At 41.0% G+C, this 17,613-nt stretch carries 19 protein-coding genes; 13 read left to right on the plus strand and 6 right to left on the minus strand.

Features of this window, described 5'->3' with window-relative positions; translation table 11 throughout:
* Window positions 1–30: 30 nt before the first annotated feature.
* The 4 genes from NGI26_RS01100 to NGI26_RS01115 are packed head-to-tail and all read right to left on the minus strand — an operon-like array spanning window position 31 to window position 1,670.
* Window positions 31–354 (minus strand): hypothetical protein, encoded by a 324-nt coding sequence (locus NGI26_RS01100; RefSeq protein ID WP_251934918.1) that lies wholly within the window; start codon window positions 352–354, stop codon window positions 31–33.
* 10 nt (window positions 355–364) lie between these two features.
* On the minus strand, window positions 365–907 hold the full coding sequence (locus tag NGI26_RS01105; RefSeq protein ID WP_251934920.1) for a DUF3278 domain-containing protein: 543 nt from the start codon (window positions 905–907) through the stop codon (window positions 365–367).
* Between the two features lie 10 nt (window positions 908–917).
* A complete protein-coding gene (locus NGI26_RS01110; protein WP_251934922.1) occupies window positions 918–1,460 on the minus strand; it encodes a DUF3278 domain-containing protein in 543 nt (180 codons plus the stop codon).
* A gap of 15 nt (window positions 1,461–1,475) precedes the next feature.
* Window positions 1,476–1,670: a helix-turn-helix transcriptional regulator gene (locus NGI26_RS01115; protein WP_006152985.1), complete on the minus strand. Its 195-nt coding sequence runs from the start codon at window positions 1,668–1,670 to the stop codon at window positions 1,476–1,478.
* Window positions 1,671–1,878: 208 nt separating this feature from the next.
* On the opposite strand from NGI26_RS01115, the gene NGI26_RS01120 reads away from it, so the two are divergent.
* Window positions 1,879–2,712 carry a metallophosphoesterase family protein gene (locus NGI26_RS01120; RefSeq protein WP_251934924.1) on the plus strand — a complete coding sequence of 278 codons (834 nt, stop codon included), beginning with the start codon at window positions 1,879–1,881 and terminating at the stop codon, window positions 2,710–2,712.
* A 218-nt stretch (window positions 2,713–2,930) separates the two neighbouring features.
* Here the strand turns inward: NGI26_RS01120 and NGI26_RS01125 are convergent, their stop codons facing one another.
* Window positions 2,931–3,740: an amino acid ABC transporter substrate-binding protein gene (locus NGI26_RS01125; RefSeq protein WP_251934926.1), complete on the minus strand. Its 810-nt coding sequence runs from the start codon at window positions 3,738–3,740 to the stop codon at window positions 2,931–2,933.
* A gap of 231 nt (window positions 3,741–3,971) precedes the next feature.
* Between NGI26_RS01125 and NGI26_RS01130 the strand changes: the two genes are divergently transcribed.
* The 5 genes from NGI26_RS01130 (at window position 3,972) to brnQ (ending at window position 8,398) form a co-directional block, all read left to right on the plus strand.
* Window positions 3,972–4,577 carry a nitroreductase family protein gene (locus tag NGI26_RS01130; protein WP_251934928.1) on the plus strand — a complete coding sequence of 202 codons (606 nt, stop codon included), beginning with the start codon at window positions 3,972–3,974 and terminating at the stop codon, window positions 4,575–4,577.
* Between the two features lie 9 nt (window positions 4,578–4,586).
* Complete coding sequence (gene pepV, locus NGI26_RS01135) at window positions 4,587–5,987, plus strand: dipeptidase PepV (protein ID WP_251934931.1); 1,401 nt, start codon at window positions 4,587–4,589, stop codon at window positions 5,985–5,987.
* Between the two features lie 53 nt (window positions 5,988–6,040).
* Window positions 6,041–6,631, plus strand: a complete 591-nt coding sequence (locus NGI26_RS01140; RefSeq protein WP_251934933.1) for a uracil-DNA glycosylase family protein — start codon at window positions 6,041–6,043, stop codon at window positions 6,629–6,631.
* Window positions 6,628–6,909 carry a rhodanese-like domain-containing protein gene (locus NGI26_RS01145; protein WP_251934936.1) on the plus strand — a complete coding sequence of 94 codons (282 nt, stop codon included), beginning with the start codon at window positions 6,628–6,630 and terminating at the stop codon, window positions 6,907–6,909. Before NGI26_RS01140 ends, NGI26_RS01145 begins: the two co-directional genes overlap by 4 nt.
* 163 nt (window positions 6,910–7,072) lie before the next feature.
* A complete protein-coding gene (gene brnQ / locus NGI26_RS01150; RefSeq protein WP_251934938.1) occupies window positions 7,073–8,398 on the plus strand; it encodes a branched-chain amino acid transport system II carrier protein in 1,326 nt (441 codons plus the stop codon).
* A gap of 38 nt (window positions 8,399–8,436) precedes the next feature.
* Here brnQ and NGI26_RS01155 read toward each other — a convergent pair whose 3' ends face one another.
* Window positions 8,437–8,973, minus strand: coding sequence for a DUF1307 domain-containing protein (locus NGI26_RS01155; RefSeq protein WP_251934943.1), 537 nt, complete (start codon window positions 8,971–8,973; stop codon window positions 8,437–8,439).
* 132 nt (window positions 8,974–9,105) lie between these two features.
* Here NGI26_RS01155 and NGI26_RS01160 point away from each other — a divergent pair, with 132 nt between their 5' ends.
* The 7 genes from NGI26_RS01160 to NGI26_RS01190 all read left to right on the plus strand — a co-directional run bounded on the left by NGI26_RS01160 (window position 9,106) and on the right by NGI26_RS01190 (window position 17,482).
* Window positions 9,106–10,143 (plus strand): M42 family metallopeptidase, encoded by a 1,038-nt coding sequence (locus tag NGI26_RS01160; protein WP_251934945.1) that lies wholly within the window; start codon window positions 9,106–9,108, stop codon window positions 10,141–10,143.
* A 1-nt stretch (window position 10,144) separates the two neighbouring features.
* A complete protein-coding gene (locus NGI26_RS01165; protein ID WP_251934948.1) occupies window positions 10,145–10,615 on the plus strand; it encodes an HIT family protein in 471 nt (156 codons plus the stop codon).
* A 3-nt stretch (window positions 10,616–10,618) separates the two neighbouring features.
* The gene (gene ldcB / locus NGI26_RS01170) at window positions 10,619–11,335 is read left to right on the plus strand and encodes an LD-carboxypeptidase LdcB/DacB (protein ID WP_251934950.1); all 717 of its coding nucleotides are present in this window, start codon (window positions 10,619–10,621) and stop codon (window positions 11,333–11,335) included.
* Between the two features lie 277 nt (window positions 11,336–11,612).
* The gene (gene pheS, locus NGI26_RS01175; protein WP_251934954.1) at window positions 11,613–12,659 is read left to right on the plus strand and encodes a phenylalanine--tRNA ligase subunit alpha; all 1,047 of its coding nucleotides are present in this window, start codon (window positions 11,613–11,615) and stop codon (window positions 12,657–12,659) included.
* A gap of 131 nt (window positions 12,660–12,790) precedes the next feature.
* Entirely contained in the window at window positions 12,791–15,196 is a 2,406-nt protein-coding gene (gene pheT / locus NGI26_RS01180; protein ID WP_251934956.1) for a phenylalanine--tRNA ligase subunit beta, read from the plus strand.
* 196 nt (window positions 15,197–15,392) lie between these two features.
* Window positions 15,393–16,286, plus strand: a complete 894-nt coding sequence (locus tag NGI26_RS01185) for an ABC transporter ATP-binding protein (protein WP_251934958.1) — start codon at window positions 15,393–15,395, stop codon at window positions 16,284–16,286.
* Entirely contained in the window at window positions 16,283–17,482 is a 1,200-nt protein-coding gene (locus NGI26_RS01190) for an ABC transporter permease (RefSeq protein ID WP_251934960.1), read from the plus strand. The genes NGI26_RS01185 and NGI26_RS01190 overlap by 4 nt, the downstream gene beginning before the upstream one ends.
* The last annotated feature ends 131 nt before the right edge of the window (window positions 17,483–17,613 follow it).

Genomic DNA, 17,613 nt, shown 5'->3' on the forward strand with positions numbered 1-17,613 from the left:
GGATGATTTCTCCTAAATGAACGATGTTACTTAGTTTTCTTTTACGAATTGATAGAGATAATAAAGATAAGTGATAGAAGAAAGAGTAGCGATAGTTAATAGTAAATAATATTTCCAATTGCTTAAAATGACCGTCAATTGTGGTAGGGATATAATCATAAAACATAGTGCCAAGTTAAGTATGCGAGTTTTTTGGGAGTCTATCTTTAGATAAATCAGTCCTTTGTTGAGTGCCGGAAGAAAGACTAGTACGAGGACTATATCGTAGATTGGCAAGCTTCCTGAAACGATGATGAAGGTGAGAATAGAAGCAAATAAAAGATGATAGATAAGTAAAGTTACTAGTGATTTCATAAGCTTCCTCCTAATCGTCGTCCTGATCTTCCTTAGCTTTTTGAATACGAAGGGAGATACCGCTCTGCATGATCAATCCGAAGAATAAAGTTGCTACGATAGTTGTTACAAAATGACCTGTATTTAAAAGAGAACTAAGATAATTTTTACTATCATCCGTCAAGACATTAAGAAGTGGTATTCCAAATAACATGACTGATCCATAGATTAGACCCGCTTTCAGACCAGGAAAACGTAACTGTTTCTTTTCCTTTTGGCTCAATATATCAGGATCGATGGCTGTGATACCCGTTTTCTTGGTTTGAGAGAGCACATAGAAGGCACAAACCATGGAAATACCAAATATCACCAGAGGATAACCGATAGCAACTATTTCTGGATATTTGGTAGCGAGGACGAGCGGAATAAGATTGCCAAATATCATCAGATAAAAGAGAATCATAAAGATTTTATTTCCAATGTGCTCAGCTTCGCGCCGTTTGTGTTCATCAAGGGGGCCTGAAATACCATAGATGCGTTTGATCAATTTTTCATTGAGGGGTTCTTTTTTCATAAGCTTTCTCCTAAATCTTATCCTGCTCTTTTTTAGCTCTTGCAATGCGATGGGAGATGAGGAACTGTATGCTTGCTCCGAAGAAGACAGAACCGAGAATGCTTGATACTCCATTCCTTATAGTGAGAAGAGACTGAAAATAGTTCTGACCTTCACCTATGAGTATACCGAGAAGAGGAGTTATAAAAAACATCCATAGACCAAAGAACAAACCTGCTTTAAGACCTGGGTAGCGTAGTTGCTTATTCTCTTTTTCACTCAGCATATCTGGTTCAATAGTTGTAATCCCTGTTTTTTGCATTTGGTAGGTGACATAGCCAGCAGCGATGAGGGCAATCACTAAAATCAGAGGAGGATAGATTAGAGCCACTGCTTGAGGATATTTATAGGCCAGAACGAGTGGGATAAAATTGCCAAATATCATCAGATAAAAGAGGATGATAAAGACTTGGTTGCCGATACGATCAGCCTCGCGCCGTTTGTATTCGTCAAGTGGATCAGAAATACCGTATGTGCGTTTAATGAGTTTTTCAGTGAGGGTTCCTTTTTTCATGTGTTGGCTCCTTTTTTAAAAATCGTCTTCCCAGAAGAGACTGTTGAGGTCAGTTTGGAGGCTTCTAGCGAGATTGAGACAGAGTTCCAGGGTTGGATTGTACTTATCGTTTTCAATCATATTGATGGTCTGTCTCGAGACACCGATATCCTTGGCAAGTTCGAGTTGGGACTTTCCCAGTTCCTTGCGAAATTCTTTCACACGATTCATGCTTCCTCCTTTTTAGTTTATGTCATATATATTTGACTATAGTATATTCTTTTGAAAATAAAATGTCAACTATTTTTGACATATTTTTAAAAGAATCTTGGTGATAATATTTCCATTATAAAATCTTCTAGCGATTTTATGCTATAATGAAGAAAAATAATAGTGATTTGGATACCCTGAATGCTATCCAATAAAGAAAGAGCAGAAAATGAACCATAAGATTGCAATTTTATCAGACATTCATGGTAACACGACGGCCTTAGCTGGAGTGCTTGAGGACGCTAAAAATTTGGGAGCGACTGAATATTGGCTTTTGGGAGATATTTTTCTTCCTGGTCCGGGAGCGACTGACTTGGTGGCTCTTCTGAAAGACCTACCCATTACAGCATTCGTTAGAGGAAACTGGGATGATTGTGTGTTAGAGGCTATAGATGGGCAATATAGTTTAGCGGATCCCGAAGAAATTCAGCTTCTCAGAATGACCCAGTTTTTGATGGAGCACTTAAACCCAGAGCATATTGATTGGTTGAGGAATCTACCTATGGTAGCCAAGAAAGAAGTTGAAGGCTTGCGTTTTTCTCTTTCTCATAATTTACCTGAGAAAAATTATGGTGGTGATTTGCTGGTTGAAAATGGTACAGAAAAATTTGACCAGTTACTTAATGAAACTACTGATGTAGCCGTCTATGGTCATGTTCACAAGCAGTTGCTTCGTTATGGTAGCCAAGGTCAACAAATCATCAATCCAGGTTCGATTGGTATGCCTTATTTTAACTGGAAAGGGCTGAAAAATCACCGTGCCCAGTATGCCTTACTTGAGGTTGAAAATGGTGAATTGGTCAATATCCAATTTCGAAAAGTTGCTTATGATTATGAAGAAGAGCTAGAATCAGCTAAGACCAAAGGTCTTCCTTTTATCGAAATGTATGAAGAATTACGACGTGAGGACAACTATCAAGGTCATAATAGAGATTTATTAGCTTGTTTAATTGAAAAGCATGGATATGTAGAGGATGTCAAGAATTATTTTGATTTTTTGTAAGAGTTGCTTTAACTAACAGATACTAAATAAAGAGGCTGGGACAAAAGTCCTAGCCTCTCAATTGTCTATGGATTGTCGAGCAAGACGCAGTGGTTGAGTGGGCTCTACTACGCTGATTTCATCAGCTTTTACAGCCCTACTCAACTGTGCGGAGGTGGGACGACGAAATCGAATTCTAACGAATTACCGATTTCTGTCCCACTCTCTTTTAATATTTCTTATTGTAAATGTGATTGATCTGGTAGGTAAGAACCACCGAGATAGGTCTTGCTGAGTTTTTCAAGGGTTCCGTCTTGGGAGAGTTCTTTGAGAACCTTGTCAAATTGTTCTTTAAATTCTTTTTGATCGCTTGAGAAGATAATGTAGTTATTTGGATTATCATTACTTTCCAAGTCTACTACGTTCAAGTCTAAGCCACGGTCTTGGATAATTTTTTGAACAGAAATTTTATCAAAGATTAGGAAATCAAACTCGCCATTTGATAGGTCAGTGAGACGTTTAGCCACATCTTCACCAGAGTATTGGATGCTTGCAGGGTTGTCGGAGTGGCTTTGGTTCCAGTCAGTAACGACCTTGGCCGTAGAAGTTCCGGTGTCATCCTGGGTTGTTTTGCCAGCGATATCTTGAAGAGAGGTAAGAGCCTTGTCTTTTCTGCTCACGAGAACCAAAGGATTTTTAGCGATAGGGAGTGAGTAGAGGTACTTATCAGCTCTTTCTTTGGTATAGCTCAAGTTGTTGGCAGTAGCTTGGTAACGACCGGCATCCACTCCAGGGAAGATTCTCTCCCAAGCAGTTTTTTGGAATTCAATCTTGTATTGATCTAGCTTTTCATCGACTGCTTTTAAAACCTCAACATCATATCCAGTTAAATTACCATCTTGTTCAAAGTCAAAAGGTGGGATGTCTCCGGCAGTGGCTACGACAATGGTTTTAGGGCTAGTAGTAGAAGTTGAAGCACTTTCCTGTTTAGATTGTCCACAGGCCACCAACAAGGGACTAATGGCTAATAATAAGAATAATTTTTTCATGTGTGTCTCCTTTACTTCATGATACCTAGCTTACCAGACAATCAATCAAATATCCAATATATATTTTTTATAGAGGCGATAGAAAAATATTATAATTTCCAGATTGAATCTGTCATCTAAAAGTCAAGTCGGATCAGAAAAAGATAATTTATTTCACGAATGAAAAAACTCTGCAAGCTCTTTCAAAATGTGGTAAAATGGAAGCAGTAGAATTAGAAAAGGAAATCGATTATGAAATTTCTTGAATTAAATAAAAAACGTCATGCGACTAAGCGTTTTATTGATAAACCTGTTGATCCCAAGGATGTTCGAACAGCTATTGAAATCGCGACCTTGGCACCAAGTGCTCACAACAGTCAGCCTTGGAAATTTGTTGTGGTTCGCGAGAAAAATGCTGAACTCGCAAAATTGGCTTACGGTTCAAACTTTGAGCAAGTCGCAGCTGCCCCTGTAACCATTGCCTTGTTTACAGATACTGACCTAGCTAAGCGTGCTCGCAAGATTGCTCGCGTCGGTGGTGCAAAGAACTTCTCAGAAGAACAACTTCAGTACTTTATGAAAAATCTTCCAGCAGAGTTTGCGCGATACAATGAACAACAAGTTAGTGACTACTTGGCCCTTAATGCAGGGCTAGTAGCTATGAACTTAGTCCTTGCATTGACTGACCAGGGGATCGGTTCAAACATTATCCTTGGTTTTGATAAATCAAAAGCCAATGAAGTCTTGGAAATCGAAGAACGCTTCCGTCCAGAGCTCTTGATCACAGTAGGATACACAGACGAGAAGTTGGAACCAAGCTACCGCTTGCCAGTAGATGAAATTATCGAAAAAAGATAGGAAGTAAACATGACAGTTATTGATTTTACAGCAGAAGTAGAAAAACGCAAGGAAGCCCTCTTGGCTGACTTGTTTAGCCTTTTGGAAATTAATTCAGAACGCGATGACAGCAAGGCCGATGCTGAACATCCATTTGGTCCTGGTCCAGTAAAAGCTTTGGAGAAATTCCTTGAAATCGCAGACCGTGATGGTTATCCAACAAAAAATGTCGACAACTATGCAGGACATTTTGAGTTTGGTGAAGGGAACGAAGTTCTTGGAATCTTTGCCCATATGGACGTAGTGCCAGCAGGTAGTGGTTGGGACACTGATCCATATACTCCAACTATCAAAGATGGCCGTCTCTATGCGCGTGGAGCGTCAGATGACAAGGGTCCAACTACAGCATGTTACTATGGTTTGAAAATCATTAAAGAGCTTGGCCTTCCAACTTCTAAAAAAGTTCGCTTTATTGTCGGTACTGATGAAGAATCAGGTTGGGCAGACATGGACTACTACTTTGAACATGTAGGACTAGCAAAACCAGACTTTGGTTTCTCTCCAGATGCTGAATTCCCAATCATCAATGGTGAAAAAGGGAATATCACAGAATACCTCCATTTTGCCGGTGAAAATAAAGGTGTAGCTCGTCTCCACAGCTTCACAGGTGGTTTGCGTGAAAACATGGTTCCTGAGTCAGCAACAGCAGTTGTTTCAGGTGACTTGACTGACTTGCAAGCGAAACTAGATGCCTTTGTTGCAGAGTACAAACTCAGAGGAGAAATCCAAGAAGAAAACGGTCAGTACAAGGTAACTGTAATTGGTAAATCTGCCCACGGTGCTATGCCTGCTTCAGGTGTCAATGGTGCGACGTATCTTGCTCTCTTCCTTAGCCAGTTTGCCTTTGAAGGACCTGCAAAAGACTACCTTGACATTGCTGGTAAGATTCTCTTGAATGACCACGAAGGGAAGAACTTGAAAGTTGCCCATGTGGATGAAAAGATGGGTGCTCTTTCTATGAATGCTGGTGTCTTCCGCTTTGACGAAGCAAGTGCTGACAATACCATTGCCCTCAACTTCCGTTATCCAAAAGGAACAAGCCCAGAGCAAATCAAGTCAGTCCTTGAAAACTTGCCAGTTGCTTCTGTTAGCCTTTCTGAACACGGTCACACCCCTCACTATGTGCCAATGGAAGATCCACTCGTTCAAACCTTGTTGAATGTCTATGAAAAACAAACTGGTCTTAAAGGTCACGAGCAAGTCATCGGAGGTGGAACCTTTGGTCGCTTGCTGGAACGTGGAGTTGCCTACGGTGCTATGTTCCCAGACTCAATCGATACCATGCACCAAGCCAACGAATTTATCGCCTTGGACGATCTCTTCCGAGCAGCAGCAATCTATGCAGAAGCTATTTATGAATTGATCAAATAAAACGATAGAAGTCTGAGATTTTATGCTTGGACTTCTTTTTGGAGGGAAAACAGATGTCTCAAATCGAAAGAATCAAACAAGCCATCATGGCTGATCCACAAAATCAACACTATACTGAGCGAGGAATCGAACCTCTCTTTGCAGCACCAAAGACTGCTCGTATCAATATCATTGGGCAGGCACCTGGTCTCAAAACCCAAGAAGCAGGACTTTACTGGAAGGATAAAAGTGGCGATCGCCTGCGAGACTGGTTGGGTGTGGATGAGAATACCTTTTACAATTCAGGTTATTTTGCAGTTCTGCCCATGGATTTCTACTTTCCAGGACATGGGAAATCCGGTGATTTACCGCCCAGACCTGGTTTTGCAGAAAAGTGGCACCCTAAAATTTTGAAAGAATTACCAGATATTCAGTTGACGCTCTTGATTGGGCAGTATGCTCAGGCTTACTATCTGCATGAGAAAGTCAGTGGAAAGGTAACAGATCGTGTGCATCGATTTAAAGAGTATTTGCCAGATTATTTCCCTCTGGTACACCCGTCACCTCGTAACCAAATCTGGATGAAGAAAAATCCGTGGTTTGAGGAAGAAGTCTTACCTGACTTGAAAGCTAAAATTCAAAAAATTCTCGGAGATGAAAAATGAAAGAAATTACTTTTAATGATTTTTACCAACTATACCAGAAAGAGTCACTTTCTGTATTGGATGTGAGAGAAGTAGAGGAATTTGAGGTTCTTCATTTAGAAGGCGCTCGTAATTTCCCTCTCAGCCAACTAGCTGATACTTATAAACAACTAGACAAGAATAATCCTTACTACGTGATTTGTAAATCAGGAATGCGTTCAGCACGCGCTTGTCAATTTTTAGCAGAACAAGGCTATGAGGTTATTAATGTTCTAGGTGGCATGGATGCCTTTGAATAAGGAAAATTTTCTTCGAGACCTTTACAAATGAGAAAGGAATCGAGGGATTTTTTGTACTAAAATTCCGAAAATTGAAAACATTTTAGAATTAGTTCGAGATAGCCTTTTCAAGCCTTTAAACATGTTATACTAAGAAAGTATTTTAATTTTATAAGGAGAGTTTATGGCTAAAAAAGGTGCTTTAACAGGATTACTCCTGTTTGGAATATTTTTTGGAGCAGGTAACTTGATTTTCCCTCCAACTCTGGGTGCACAGTCTGGAGATAACTTCCTCCCTGCCATTGCAGGATTTGTTTTTTCAGGTGTTGGGATTGCCGTCTTAACCTTGATTATCGGGACCCTGAATCCAAAGGGTTATATCTATGAAATTTCTAAGAAAATTTCCCCATGGTTTGCGACAGTTTATCTAGCAGCCTTGTACTTGTCGATTGGTCCATTCTTTGCGATTCCGCGTACAGCAACAACATCGTTTGAAGTTGGGATCAGTCCACTTTTGAATCAAGCAGATAAAAGTCTAGGTTTGATAATTTTTACGATTCTTTACTTTGTTGCGGCCTTTCTCATTTCGCTGAATCCTTCAAAGATTCTGGATCGTATCGGTCGTGTCTTGACGCCAGTTTTTGCCCTCTTAATCGTTGTTCTGGTCATCCTTGGGGCCTTTAAATATGGTGGAAATGCACCACAAGCAGCGTCAGGAGCTTATCAAGCTTCGGCCTTTGGTACAGGGTTCCTTGAAGGATACAATACGCTTGATGCACTTGCTTCTGTTGCCTTCAGTGTTATTGCAGTTCAAACCATGAAACAACTTGGTTTCTCAAGCAAGAAAGAGTACATTTCAACCATTTGGATAGTCGGAATCGTCGTAGCACTCGGATTTAGTGCCCTTTACATCGGTTTAGGTTTCCTTGGAAATCACTTCCCAGTAACAGAAGAAGCGATGAAGAGCGGGACTCCAGGGGTTTATATCTTGTCACAAGCAACGCAAGAAATCTTTGGTTCTACTGCTCAGCTTTTCCTTGCAGTTATGGTAACTGTTACTTGCTTTACAACCACTGTAGGGTTGATTGTGTCGACTGCTGAGTTCTTTAATGGACGCTTCCCACAAATCAGCTATAAAGTTTATGCGACTGTCTTTACCTTGATTGGTTTTGCCATCGCAAATCTTGGTTTGAGTGCCATTATCAAGTACTCTATCCCTGTTCTTGTTGTCTTATATCCTATCACGATTGCCATTGTCATGATTGTGATTGTGAACAAGTTTATCGCTCTTTCTAAACCAGGCATGCAACTAACTGTTGCTATTGTTACAGCTATTGCCATTGCAAGTGTTTTAGGATCTACATTTAAGATTGAGGTCCTTGCAAACATCGTGAACGCTTTGCCATTTGCTAAGGCTTCATTGCCATGGTTAGTGCCAGCGATTGTTGGAATTTTATTATCTCTTGTTCTTCCAAATAAGCAAAAGAGTGAATCTTTTGAGATGGAATAAAAAAACCTTGGCTTATGCCAAGGTTTTTTCAATTCCTCTTAGTTCGTTTGTTCTTTATAACCATGTTCTGTTAACATTTTCTTAGAGGCTTTAAAACTTACATTTTTTCCAACGCCTGAGTATTCTTCTGGTAAAGCTTTTCTAAGTTCGTCTATACTTGCAACTGAAAGGTCGATTTCAAGGTCTTGAACGACTTTACCGTCTTTAATTTCAACTGATAAAGTGACACCTTTGAGCCCCTTGTATCCTTTGTAGGTTTCTTCAATTAGATTTTTTAAATCATCTGCATTATTGTTTAGGGCTTCAGGGTCAGCAACGTTATGAGCAGTTTGTTTCACAACGTTATCACCGTCAACTGTATAGGTCAATGTTGACTGGATGCCAGGCTGAGAATCATTTACAAAAGTAACAGTTTTTAGTTCGGATTTCTTTTCAGTTGTTTCAGCTTCAGTAGTTTTTACCTCAGTTGTCTCTGCTTTTGAAGAGTTCGAAGTTGTTGATGCTTGTTTTGAACACCCCAACAGGAATGTCAACGGTAAGGCTAAGAGTAGCATCATTTTAAAATATTTGTTCATATTATTTCCTTTCATCATAAGAACTTTTTTCATTATACCATAAAATACTTTCGCAATCAAAGTATATTCATTTTTCCTTTTTACACATACTAAAATGGGAAAAGTGATATAATGGTAGCAAGAGGTGAAGAAATGAATCAAACTGTAGAATATATCAAAGAACTAACTGCTATCGCATCCCCAACTGGTTTTACACGTGAAATTACGAATTATTTAGTTGAGACGCTTGAAAAACTAGGTTATCAACCAATCCGCACTGCAAAAGGTGGTGTTAATGTCACTGTTAAAGGTAAAAATGATGACAAACAACGTTATGTAACTGCCCATGTGGATACCTTGGGGGCTATTGTCCGTGCGGTTAAACCAGACGGTCGTCTCAAAATGGACCGTATCGGTGGCTATCCTTGGAATATGATTGAAGGCGAAAACTGTACGGTTCATGTAGCTAGTACAGGTAAGACTGTTTCAGGTACTATTTTGATTCACCAGACTTCTTGTCATGTATACAAGGACGCTGGAACTGCTGAACGCACGCAGAACAATATGGAAGTGCGTTTGGATGAAAAAGTGACTAACGAAAAAGAAACACGCGCACTCGGTATTGAGATTGGTGACTTTATCAGCTTTGATCCAAGAACTGTCGTGACTGATTCAGGATTTATCAAATCGCGCCATTTGGATGATAAGGTCAGCGCGGCTATCCTTCTCAATCTTCTTCGTGTTTACAAGGAAGAAGGGATTGAGTTGCCTGTGACAACTCACTTTGCCTTTTCAGTGTTTGAAGAAGTGGGGCATGGTGCTAACTCCAATATTCCTGCTCAGGTAGTAGAATATTTGGCTGTGGATATGGGTGCAATGGGCGATGACCAACAGACAGATGAGTACACAGTATCTATCTGTGTCAAAGATGCTTCAGGCCCTTATCACTATGAATTCCGTCAACATCTGGTTGCTTTAGCAAAAGATCAAGACATTCCATTTAAATTAGATATCTATCCATTTTACGGTTCGGATGCTTCTGCAGCGATGTCAGCTGGAGCAGAGGTCAAACACGCCCTCCTCGGTGCTGGAATTGAATCTAGCCATTCATACGAACGTACCCATATCGATTCTGTTGTAGCAACTGAACGCATGGTAGACGCTTATCTCAAGAGTGACTTGGTGGACTGATATGTGTTTGATTTGTCAACGAATTGATCTAATAAAATCTGGTGATAATCCCTACTTTGTAAAAGAATTAGAAACAGGCTATGTTGTGATCGGTGACCACCAGTATTTTGAAGGCTACACTTTATTCTTAGCCAAAGAACATGTCACAGAACTACACCAACTAGATCCAAGTGTTAAACTCCGCTTTTTAGAGGAAATGAGTTTGGTTCAGGAAGCCGTCTCTAAAGCTTTTTCTGCTGAAAAAATGAATGTAGAGTTGTTGGGAAATGGAGATGCCCATGTCCACTGGCATATTTTTCCGAGACGAGCGGGCGATATGAAGGGACACGGTCTTAATGGACGTGGTCCAGTTTGGTGGGTTCCATGGGAAGAAATGGTTTCTGAAGAATATCAGGTTAAGGGAAGCAAATTAGAAGGTTTGATTGCTACCTTATCTGATACTTTAGACCAGATGATAGAGATGAAAGGATAAACAATGAAAAAAAGATACCTTATCTTATCAGGATTGCTAGCCTTGACATTGACAGCTTGTTCACAAGAAAAATCAGCGACTTCTGACGCAAAAGCTTCTTCAGAACAATCAACTGTACAAGAAGGAACTGCAGGAAGTAAGTCTCAGGAAGCTAGTCAGAAAAAAGCTCAAGTGGTTAACAAAGGAGATCACTATAGCATTCAAGGTAAGTATGATGAGATTGTGATTGCTAACAAACACTATCCCTTGTCAAAAGATTATAATCCTGGAGAAAATCCTACCGCTAAGGTTGAACTGTTGAAACTCATTGCAGCTATGCAACAAGCAGGTTTTCCAATTAGCGACCACTATAGTGGTTTTAGAAGTTATGAAACTCAAACTCAACTTTACCAAGACTATGTAAATAAAGATGGCAAGGCGGAGGCGGATCGCTATTCTGCCAGACCTGGTTACAGTGAACATCAAACTGGACTGGCTTTTGACCTGATTGGAACAGATGGAGACTTAGTGACAGAAGAAAAGGCAGCCCAATGGCTCTTAGATCACGCTGCTGACTATGGCTTTGTCGTTCGTTACCTCAAAGGTAAGGAAAAAGAAACAGGCTATATGGCTGAAGAATGGCACCTTCGCTACGTCGGTAAAGAAGCTAAAGAAATTGCAGCAAGTGGCCTTAGTTTAGAAGAGTATTATGGCTTTGAAGGTGGGGACTATGTTGATTAGTCGTAAAACATCTTGCAAGAATGTTTGAAATTTGATAAAATGAATATTAATTAAATAGGAATCTGCAAGACTAGTAACTCAAGGGAAGTATATCAGGGAGGAGAGCCGTGACTGGAAGCTCTCTATATGAAAGCTGGGTGAATTCACTTGCCTATGGATTCAGAAATAAAGGTCTGACTTGTCAGATAAAAACGGATGGTACCGCGTGTCAACGCTCCGAGTGGAGTTTTTGGCATGTGGTTTTCTTTTTATCTTATGAGAGACTGATGGAGGAATTATGTCAACTATTGAAGAACAATTAAAAGCGCTTCGCGAAGAAACTCTGGCTAGCTTGAAGCAGATTTCTGCTGAAAATGAAAAAGAGATGCAAGATTTGCGTGTCTCTGTCCTTGGGAAAAAAGGTTCTCTTACTGAAATCCTTAAAGGGATGAAAGATGTTTCAGCTGAAATGCGTCCTGTTATTGGAAAACACGTCAATGAAGCTCGTGATGTTTTGACAGCAGCTTTTGAAGAAACAGCTAAGCTTTTAGAAGAAAAGAAAGTCGTGGCTCAACTTGCTAGCGAGAGCATCGATGTGACCCTTCCAGGTCGTCCAGTTGCGACTGGTCACCGTCATGTCCTCACACAAACTAGTGAAGAAATCGAAGATATTTTCATTGGGATGGGTTACCAAGTCGTGGATGGTTTTGAAGTGGAGCAAGACTACTATAACTTTGAACGTATGAATCTTCCTAAAGACCATCCAGCTCGCGATATGCAGGACACTTTCTACATCACAGAAGAAATCTTGCTCCGTACTCACACGTCTCCAGTTCAGGCGCGTGCTATGGATGCCCATGATTTTTCTAAAGGTCCTTTGAAGATGATCTCACCAGGGCGTGTATTCCGTCGTGATACGGACGATGCAACTCACAGTCACCAATTCCACCAAATCGAAGGTTTGGTTGTTGGGAAAAACATCTCTATGGCAGACCTTCAAGGAACGCTTCAGTTGATTGTGCAAAAAATGTTTGGTGAAGAGCGCCAGATTCGTTTGCGTCCATCTTATTTCCCATTCACTGAGCCATCTGTTGAGGTGGATGTTTCGTGCTTCAAATGTGGAGGAGACGGCTGTAACGTATGTAAGAAAACAGGTTGGATCGAGATTATGGGTGCCGGTATGGTTCACCCACGTGTCCTTGAGATGAGTGGTATCGATGCAACTGTCTACTCTGGTTTTGCCTTTGGTCTTGGACAAGAACGTGTAGCCATGCTCCGTTATGGAATTAACGATATCCGTGGATTCTATCAAGGCGATGTCCGCTTCTCAGAACAGTTTAAATAATATTGAAACCTGAAACACAATCCTAAACAGTCGTTCTCGTTTTCATATAGTCTAGAAATTGAAACGATTGACTCGAAGAAAAAGAAAGGAATTGAAAAGGTCTTGCTTAGTGGGATCTTACAATCAGAATTATGTTAGTATCATACAAATGGTTAAAAGAATTGGTGGACATTGATGTGTCATCACAAGAGTTGGCTGAAAAAATGTCAACCACAGGGATCGAAGTAGAAGGTGTGGAATCACCTGCTGCTGGCCTCTCAAAAATTGTCGTCGGTGAGGTCTTGTCTTGCGAAGATGTACCCGAAACTCACCTCCATGTTTGTCAGGTTAACGTTGGCGAAGAAGAAGCCCGTCAAATCGTCTGTGGAGCACCAAATGTGCGTGCAGGCATCAAGGTTATGGTGGCTCTTCCAGGTGCTCGCATTGCGGACAACTACAAGATTAAAAAAGGGAAAATCCGTGGCTTAGAGTCACTCGGAATGATCTGTTCACTTGGTGAGTTGGGTATTTCTGACTCTGTTGTACCGAAAGAATTTGCAGATGGCATCCAAATCTTGCCAGATGATGCAGTTCCAGGTGAGGAAGTCTTCTCATATCTAGACTTGGATGATGAAATCATCGAACTTTCCATCACTCCAAACCGTGCAGATGCTCTATCTATGCGTGGAGTAGCGCACGAAGTTGCAACCATCTATGACAAGTCAGTTAGCTTTAAAGAGTTTTCTCTTTCAGAAACAGATCAAGCTGCAGCAGATGCTCTTTCTGTCAGCATTGATACAGACAAGGCACCATACTATGCAGCCCGTATCTTGGACAATGTGACCATCGCACCAAGTCCACAATGGTTGCAAAACCTCCTCATGAACGAAGGCATCCGTCCGATTAACAATGTCGTTGACGTGACCAACTATATCCTACTTTACTTTGGTCAACCTATGCATGCTTTCGATTTGGATACTTTTGAAGGAAACGACATTCGTGTGCGTGAAGCGCGTGCTGGTGAGAAATTGGTGACCTTGGATGGGGAAGAACGTGACTTGGAAGCAACTGACTTAGTCATCACTGTTGCTGACAAACCAGTAGCCCTTGCAGGTGTTATGGGTGGAGAGGCTACAGAAATCTCTGAAAAATCTAGTCGTGTTGTTCTTGAAGCAGCTGTCTTCAATGGCAAATCAATCCGTAAGACCAGCGGTCGCCTCAACCTTCGTTCAGAATCATCTTCTCGCTTTGAAAAAGGGATTAATGTGGCAACCGTTAATGAAGCCCTTGATGCGGCAGCGAGTATGATCGCTGAATTGGCTGGTTCGACTGTGCGGAAGGGTATCGTTTCAGCAGGCCAGCTTGACACTTCTGATGTAGAAGTTTCATCAACTCTTGCAGACGTTAACCGTGTCCTTGGTACGGAGCTTTCATACGCGGATGTAGAAGATGTCTTTCGTCGTCTTGGATTTGGTCTTTCTGGAAATGCAGATAGCTTTACTGTTAGCGTACCACGTCGCCGTTGGGATATCACCATCGAAGCAGACCTCTTTGAAGAAATCGCTCGGATTTATGGTTATGACCGCTTGCCAACTAGTCTACCAAAAGACGATGGGACAGCCGGTGAATTGACTGCGACTCAAAAATTACGTCGTAAAGTTCGCACCATTGCTGAAGGGGCTGGATTGACAGAAATCATCACCTATGCTCTGACAACTCCTGAAAAAGCAGTGGAGTTTACTGTTCAACCAAGTCATTTGACAGAACTTATGTGGCCAATGACCGTGGATCGTTCAGTCCTCCGTCAAAATATGGTTTCAGGTATTTTGGATACCGTTGCCTACAACGTGGCTCGTAAGAACAAAGACTTGGCACTTTACGAAATCGGAAAAGTCTTCGAGCAAACAGGTAATCCTAAAGAAGAATTGCCAAATGAAATCAACAGCTTTGCTTTTGCATTGACAGGTTTAGTCGCTGAAAAAGACTTCCAAACAGCAGCCGTTCCGGTTGATTTCTTCTACGCTAAGGGAATCCTTGAAGCCCTCTTTGCTCGTTTGGGTCTTGAAGTGACTTATACAGCAACGCAAGAGATCAAGAGTCTTCACCCAGGACGCACAGCCTTGATCTCACTCGGTGATCAAGTTCTTGGTTTCCTCGGTCAAGTGCACCCTGTTACGGCTAAGGCTTACGATATTCCAGAGACTTATGTAGCTGAGCTTAACCTTTCAGCTATTGAAGCGGCCCTTCAACCAGCTGCTCCATTTGTGGAAATTACCAAGTTCCCAGCGGTGAGCCGTGATATTGCCCTTCTCCTCAAAGCAGAAGTCACTCACCAAGATGTGGTTGATGCCATCAAAGCTGCGGGTGTGAAACGCTTGACAGACATCAAACTCTTTGACGTCTTCTCAGGTGAAAAACTGGGTGTCGGAATGAAGTCTATGGCCTATAGCCTGACCTTCCAAAATCCAGAAGATAGCTTGACAGACGAAGAAGTCGCACGCTACATGGAAAAAATCCAAGCTTCTCTCGAAGAAAAAGTCAATGCTGAAGTGCGTTAACAGTCTAAAATCCATCCCTAGGGGTGGATTTTTTTATCTTTGTAAATGCCTAATATTGGAAAGAAAAATAAGGTTGAATCTTATTCGTTTTGATATTAAAAATTTCTAGTAAATTCTATTAATAAAAATGTACATAAATCCTTGTAATGGCTAAAAAAAGGAGTATAATGAGGGTAAGATTAGTAGGAGGTGGAATATGTTAGAAGTCCGCAATCTTGAAAAAAGTTTTGGGCCTAAGCAAGTTCTGTTTGGTGTAGATTTCCAAGCACGACCAGGGCGTATTTTAGGTCTAGTTGGGAAAAATGGGGCTGGAAAGACCACTATTTTCCACAGTATATTGAAATTTTTAGAGTATCAGGGAGACATTCTGTTTGATGGCCAGGAAATTCGTCAGGAAACCTATGCTCGGATTGGTTATCTGCCTGAGGAACGCAGTCTCATGCCCAAGTTGACAGTCCTTGAACAAGTTCGTTACTTGGCTACTCTAAAGGGCATGGATGCTAAGGAGGTCAAAGAAAAACTCCCTCAATGGATGGAAAAACTGGAAGTAAAGGGAAAATTGACAGACAAGATTAAGAGTCTCTCAAAAGGGAATCAACAGAAGATTCAGCTGATCATTACTTTAATGCATGAACCTGATTTGATTATCCTAGATGAACCCTTTAGTGGCTTAGACCCAGTTAATACTGAACTGCTCAAGCAGGTTATCCTCAAAGAAAAAGAACGTGGTGCAACCATTATCTTTTCAGACCACGTCATGACTAATGTCGAAGAGCTATGTGATGATATCCTTATGATTCGTGATGGGCGTGTCGTCTTGCATGGACCTGTCCAAGATGTTCGAAATCAATATGGTAAAACGCGACTCTTTGTTGCAAGCGAAAAGTGCCAGGAAGAGTTGGAAAAACTTCCTCATGTCACGCATGTTAGCTTGACCAAACAGGGAACTTGGAAACTTATCTTAGACGACGAAGAATCTGGTCAGGAGCTCTTTGCTATCTTGACTCAAGGACACTATATTGCGACCTTTGACCAGCAAGCTCCGACAATTGATGAAATCTTTAAACTAGAATCAGGGGTGGAAGTATGAGAAATATGTTGGTTGTAATCAAAGAAACTTATCTACGTCATGTCAAATCCTGGAGTTTCTTCTTTATGGTAATCTCACCCTTTCTCTTTATCGGCTTGTCTGGCGGAATTGGCTATCTCCAAGGTTCCTCTCTGGCTCAGAATAATAAGGTGGCAGTAGTTAGTTCGGTGCCTGCTGTCACAGAGGGTCTTAAATCGACCAATGGCATTAATTTTGACTACAAGGATGAAGCAAGTGCCCAAGAAGCTGTCAAAGATGAAAAAATAAAGGGCTATCTAACGATTGACCAAGATGGTAGTGTCCTCAAGGCAGTTTATCACGGTGAAACTTCCCTTGAAAGTGGTATTAAGTTAGCCGTGACAACTAAGTTGAATGAGCTCCAATACCAACTCAATCGTTCGGAGGCGCATTTATCCCAGGAACAGGAACAACGTCTGGCACAAACTGTTCAATTTACAGAGCAAATTGATGAAGCCAAAGAAAGCAAAAAGATGGTCCAAACCTTTGCGGCGGCTGGACTGGGCTTCTTCCTCTACATGATTTTGATTACTTATGCCAGTGTCACTGCTCAAGAAGTGGCTAGTGAAAAAGGTACTAAAATCATGGAAGTGGTCTTCTCAAGCATTCGTGCTAGTCACTATTTTTACGCTCGTATGATTGCCTTACTTCTTGTCATTTTGACTCATATTGGTATTTATATTGTAGGCGGACTGGGAGCAATCTTATTCTTTAAAGATATGCCTATCTTGGCTAATTCAGGTATTCTAAGTCATTTGGGAGAAGCTTTTTCGGTCAATACCTTGTTGTTTGTATTGGTTAGTCTTTTCATGTATGTGGTCTTGGCAGCCTTCTTAGGTTCTATGGTTTCTCGACCTGAAGACTCTGGTAAGGCCTTGTCCCCTTTGATGCTTTTGATAATAGCTGGTTTTGTTGGCGTTACTGCCCTAGGCGCTGCAGGAGACAATTTGATTTTGAAAATTGGGTCTTATATCCCATTCATCTCAACCTTCTTTATGCCTTTCAGAGCTATTAATGGTTATGCAAGTAGTTTAGAAGCATGGATTTCGCTTGCAATAACAGTTGTATTCGCCGTAACGGCAACAGCCTTTATCGGACGCATGTATGCAAGCCTAGTTCTCCAAACAGATGATCTAGGTGTCTGGAAAACCTTTAAACGAGCTTTAAGCTATAAATAAAGTAGCAGACCTGTGAGTGTATCTCCCAGGTCTTTCAATTAGCTGAAATATTTCACATTAATTTCTTCTAAACCTTTGACTAATAAAGAAAATTATCGTACAATAAAGAGTACATGATAAAATGAGACCAG

Origin of the sequence: Streptococcus sp. Marseille-Q0941, from assembly GCF_943736975.1 — a bacterium.
In the GTDB taxonomy this organism is placed as follows: Bacteria; Bacillota; Bacilli; order Lactobacillales; family Streptococcaceae; genus Streptococcus.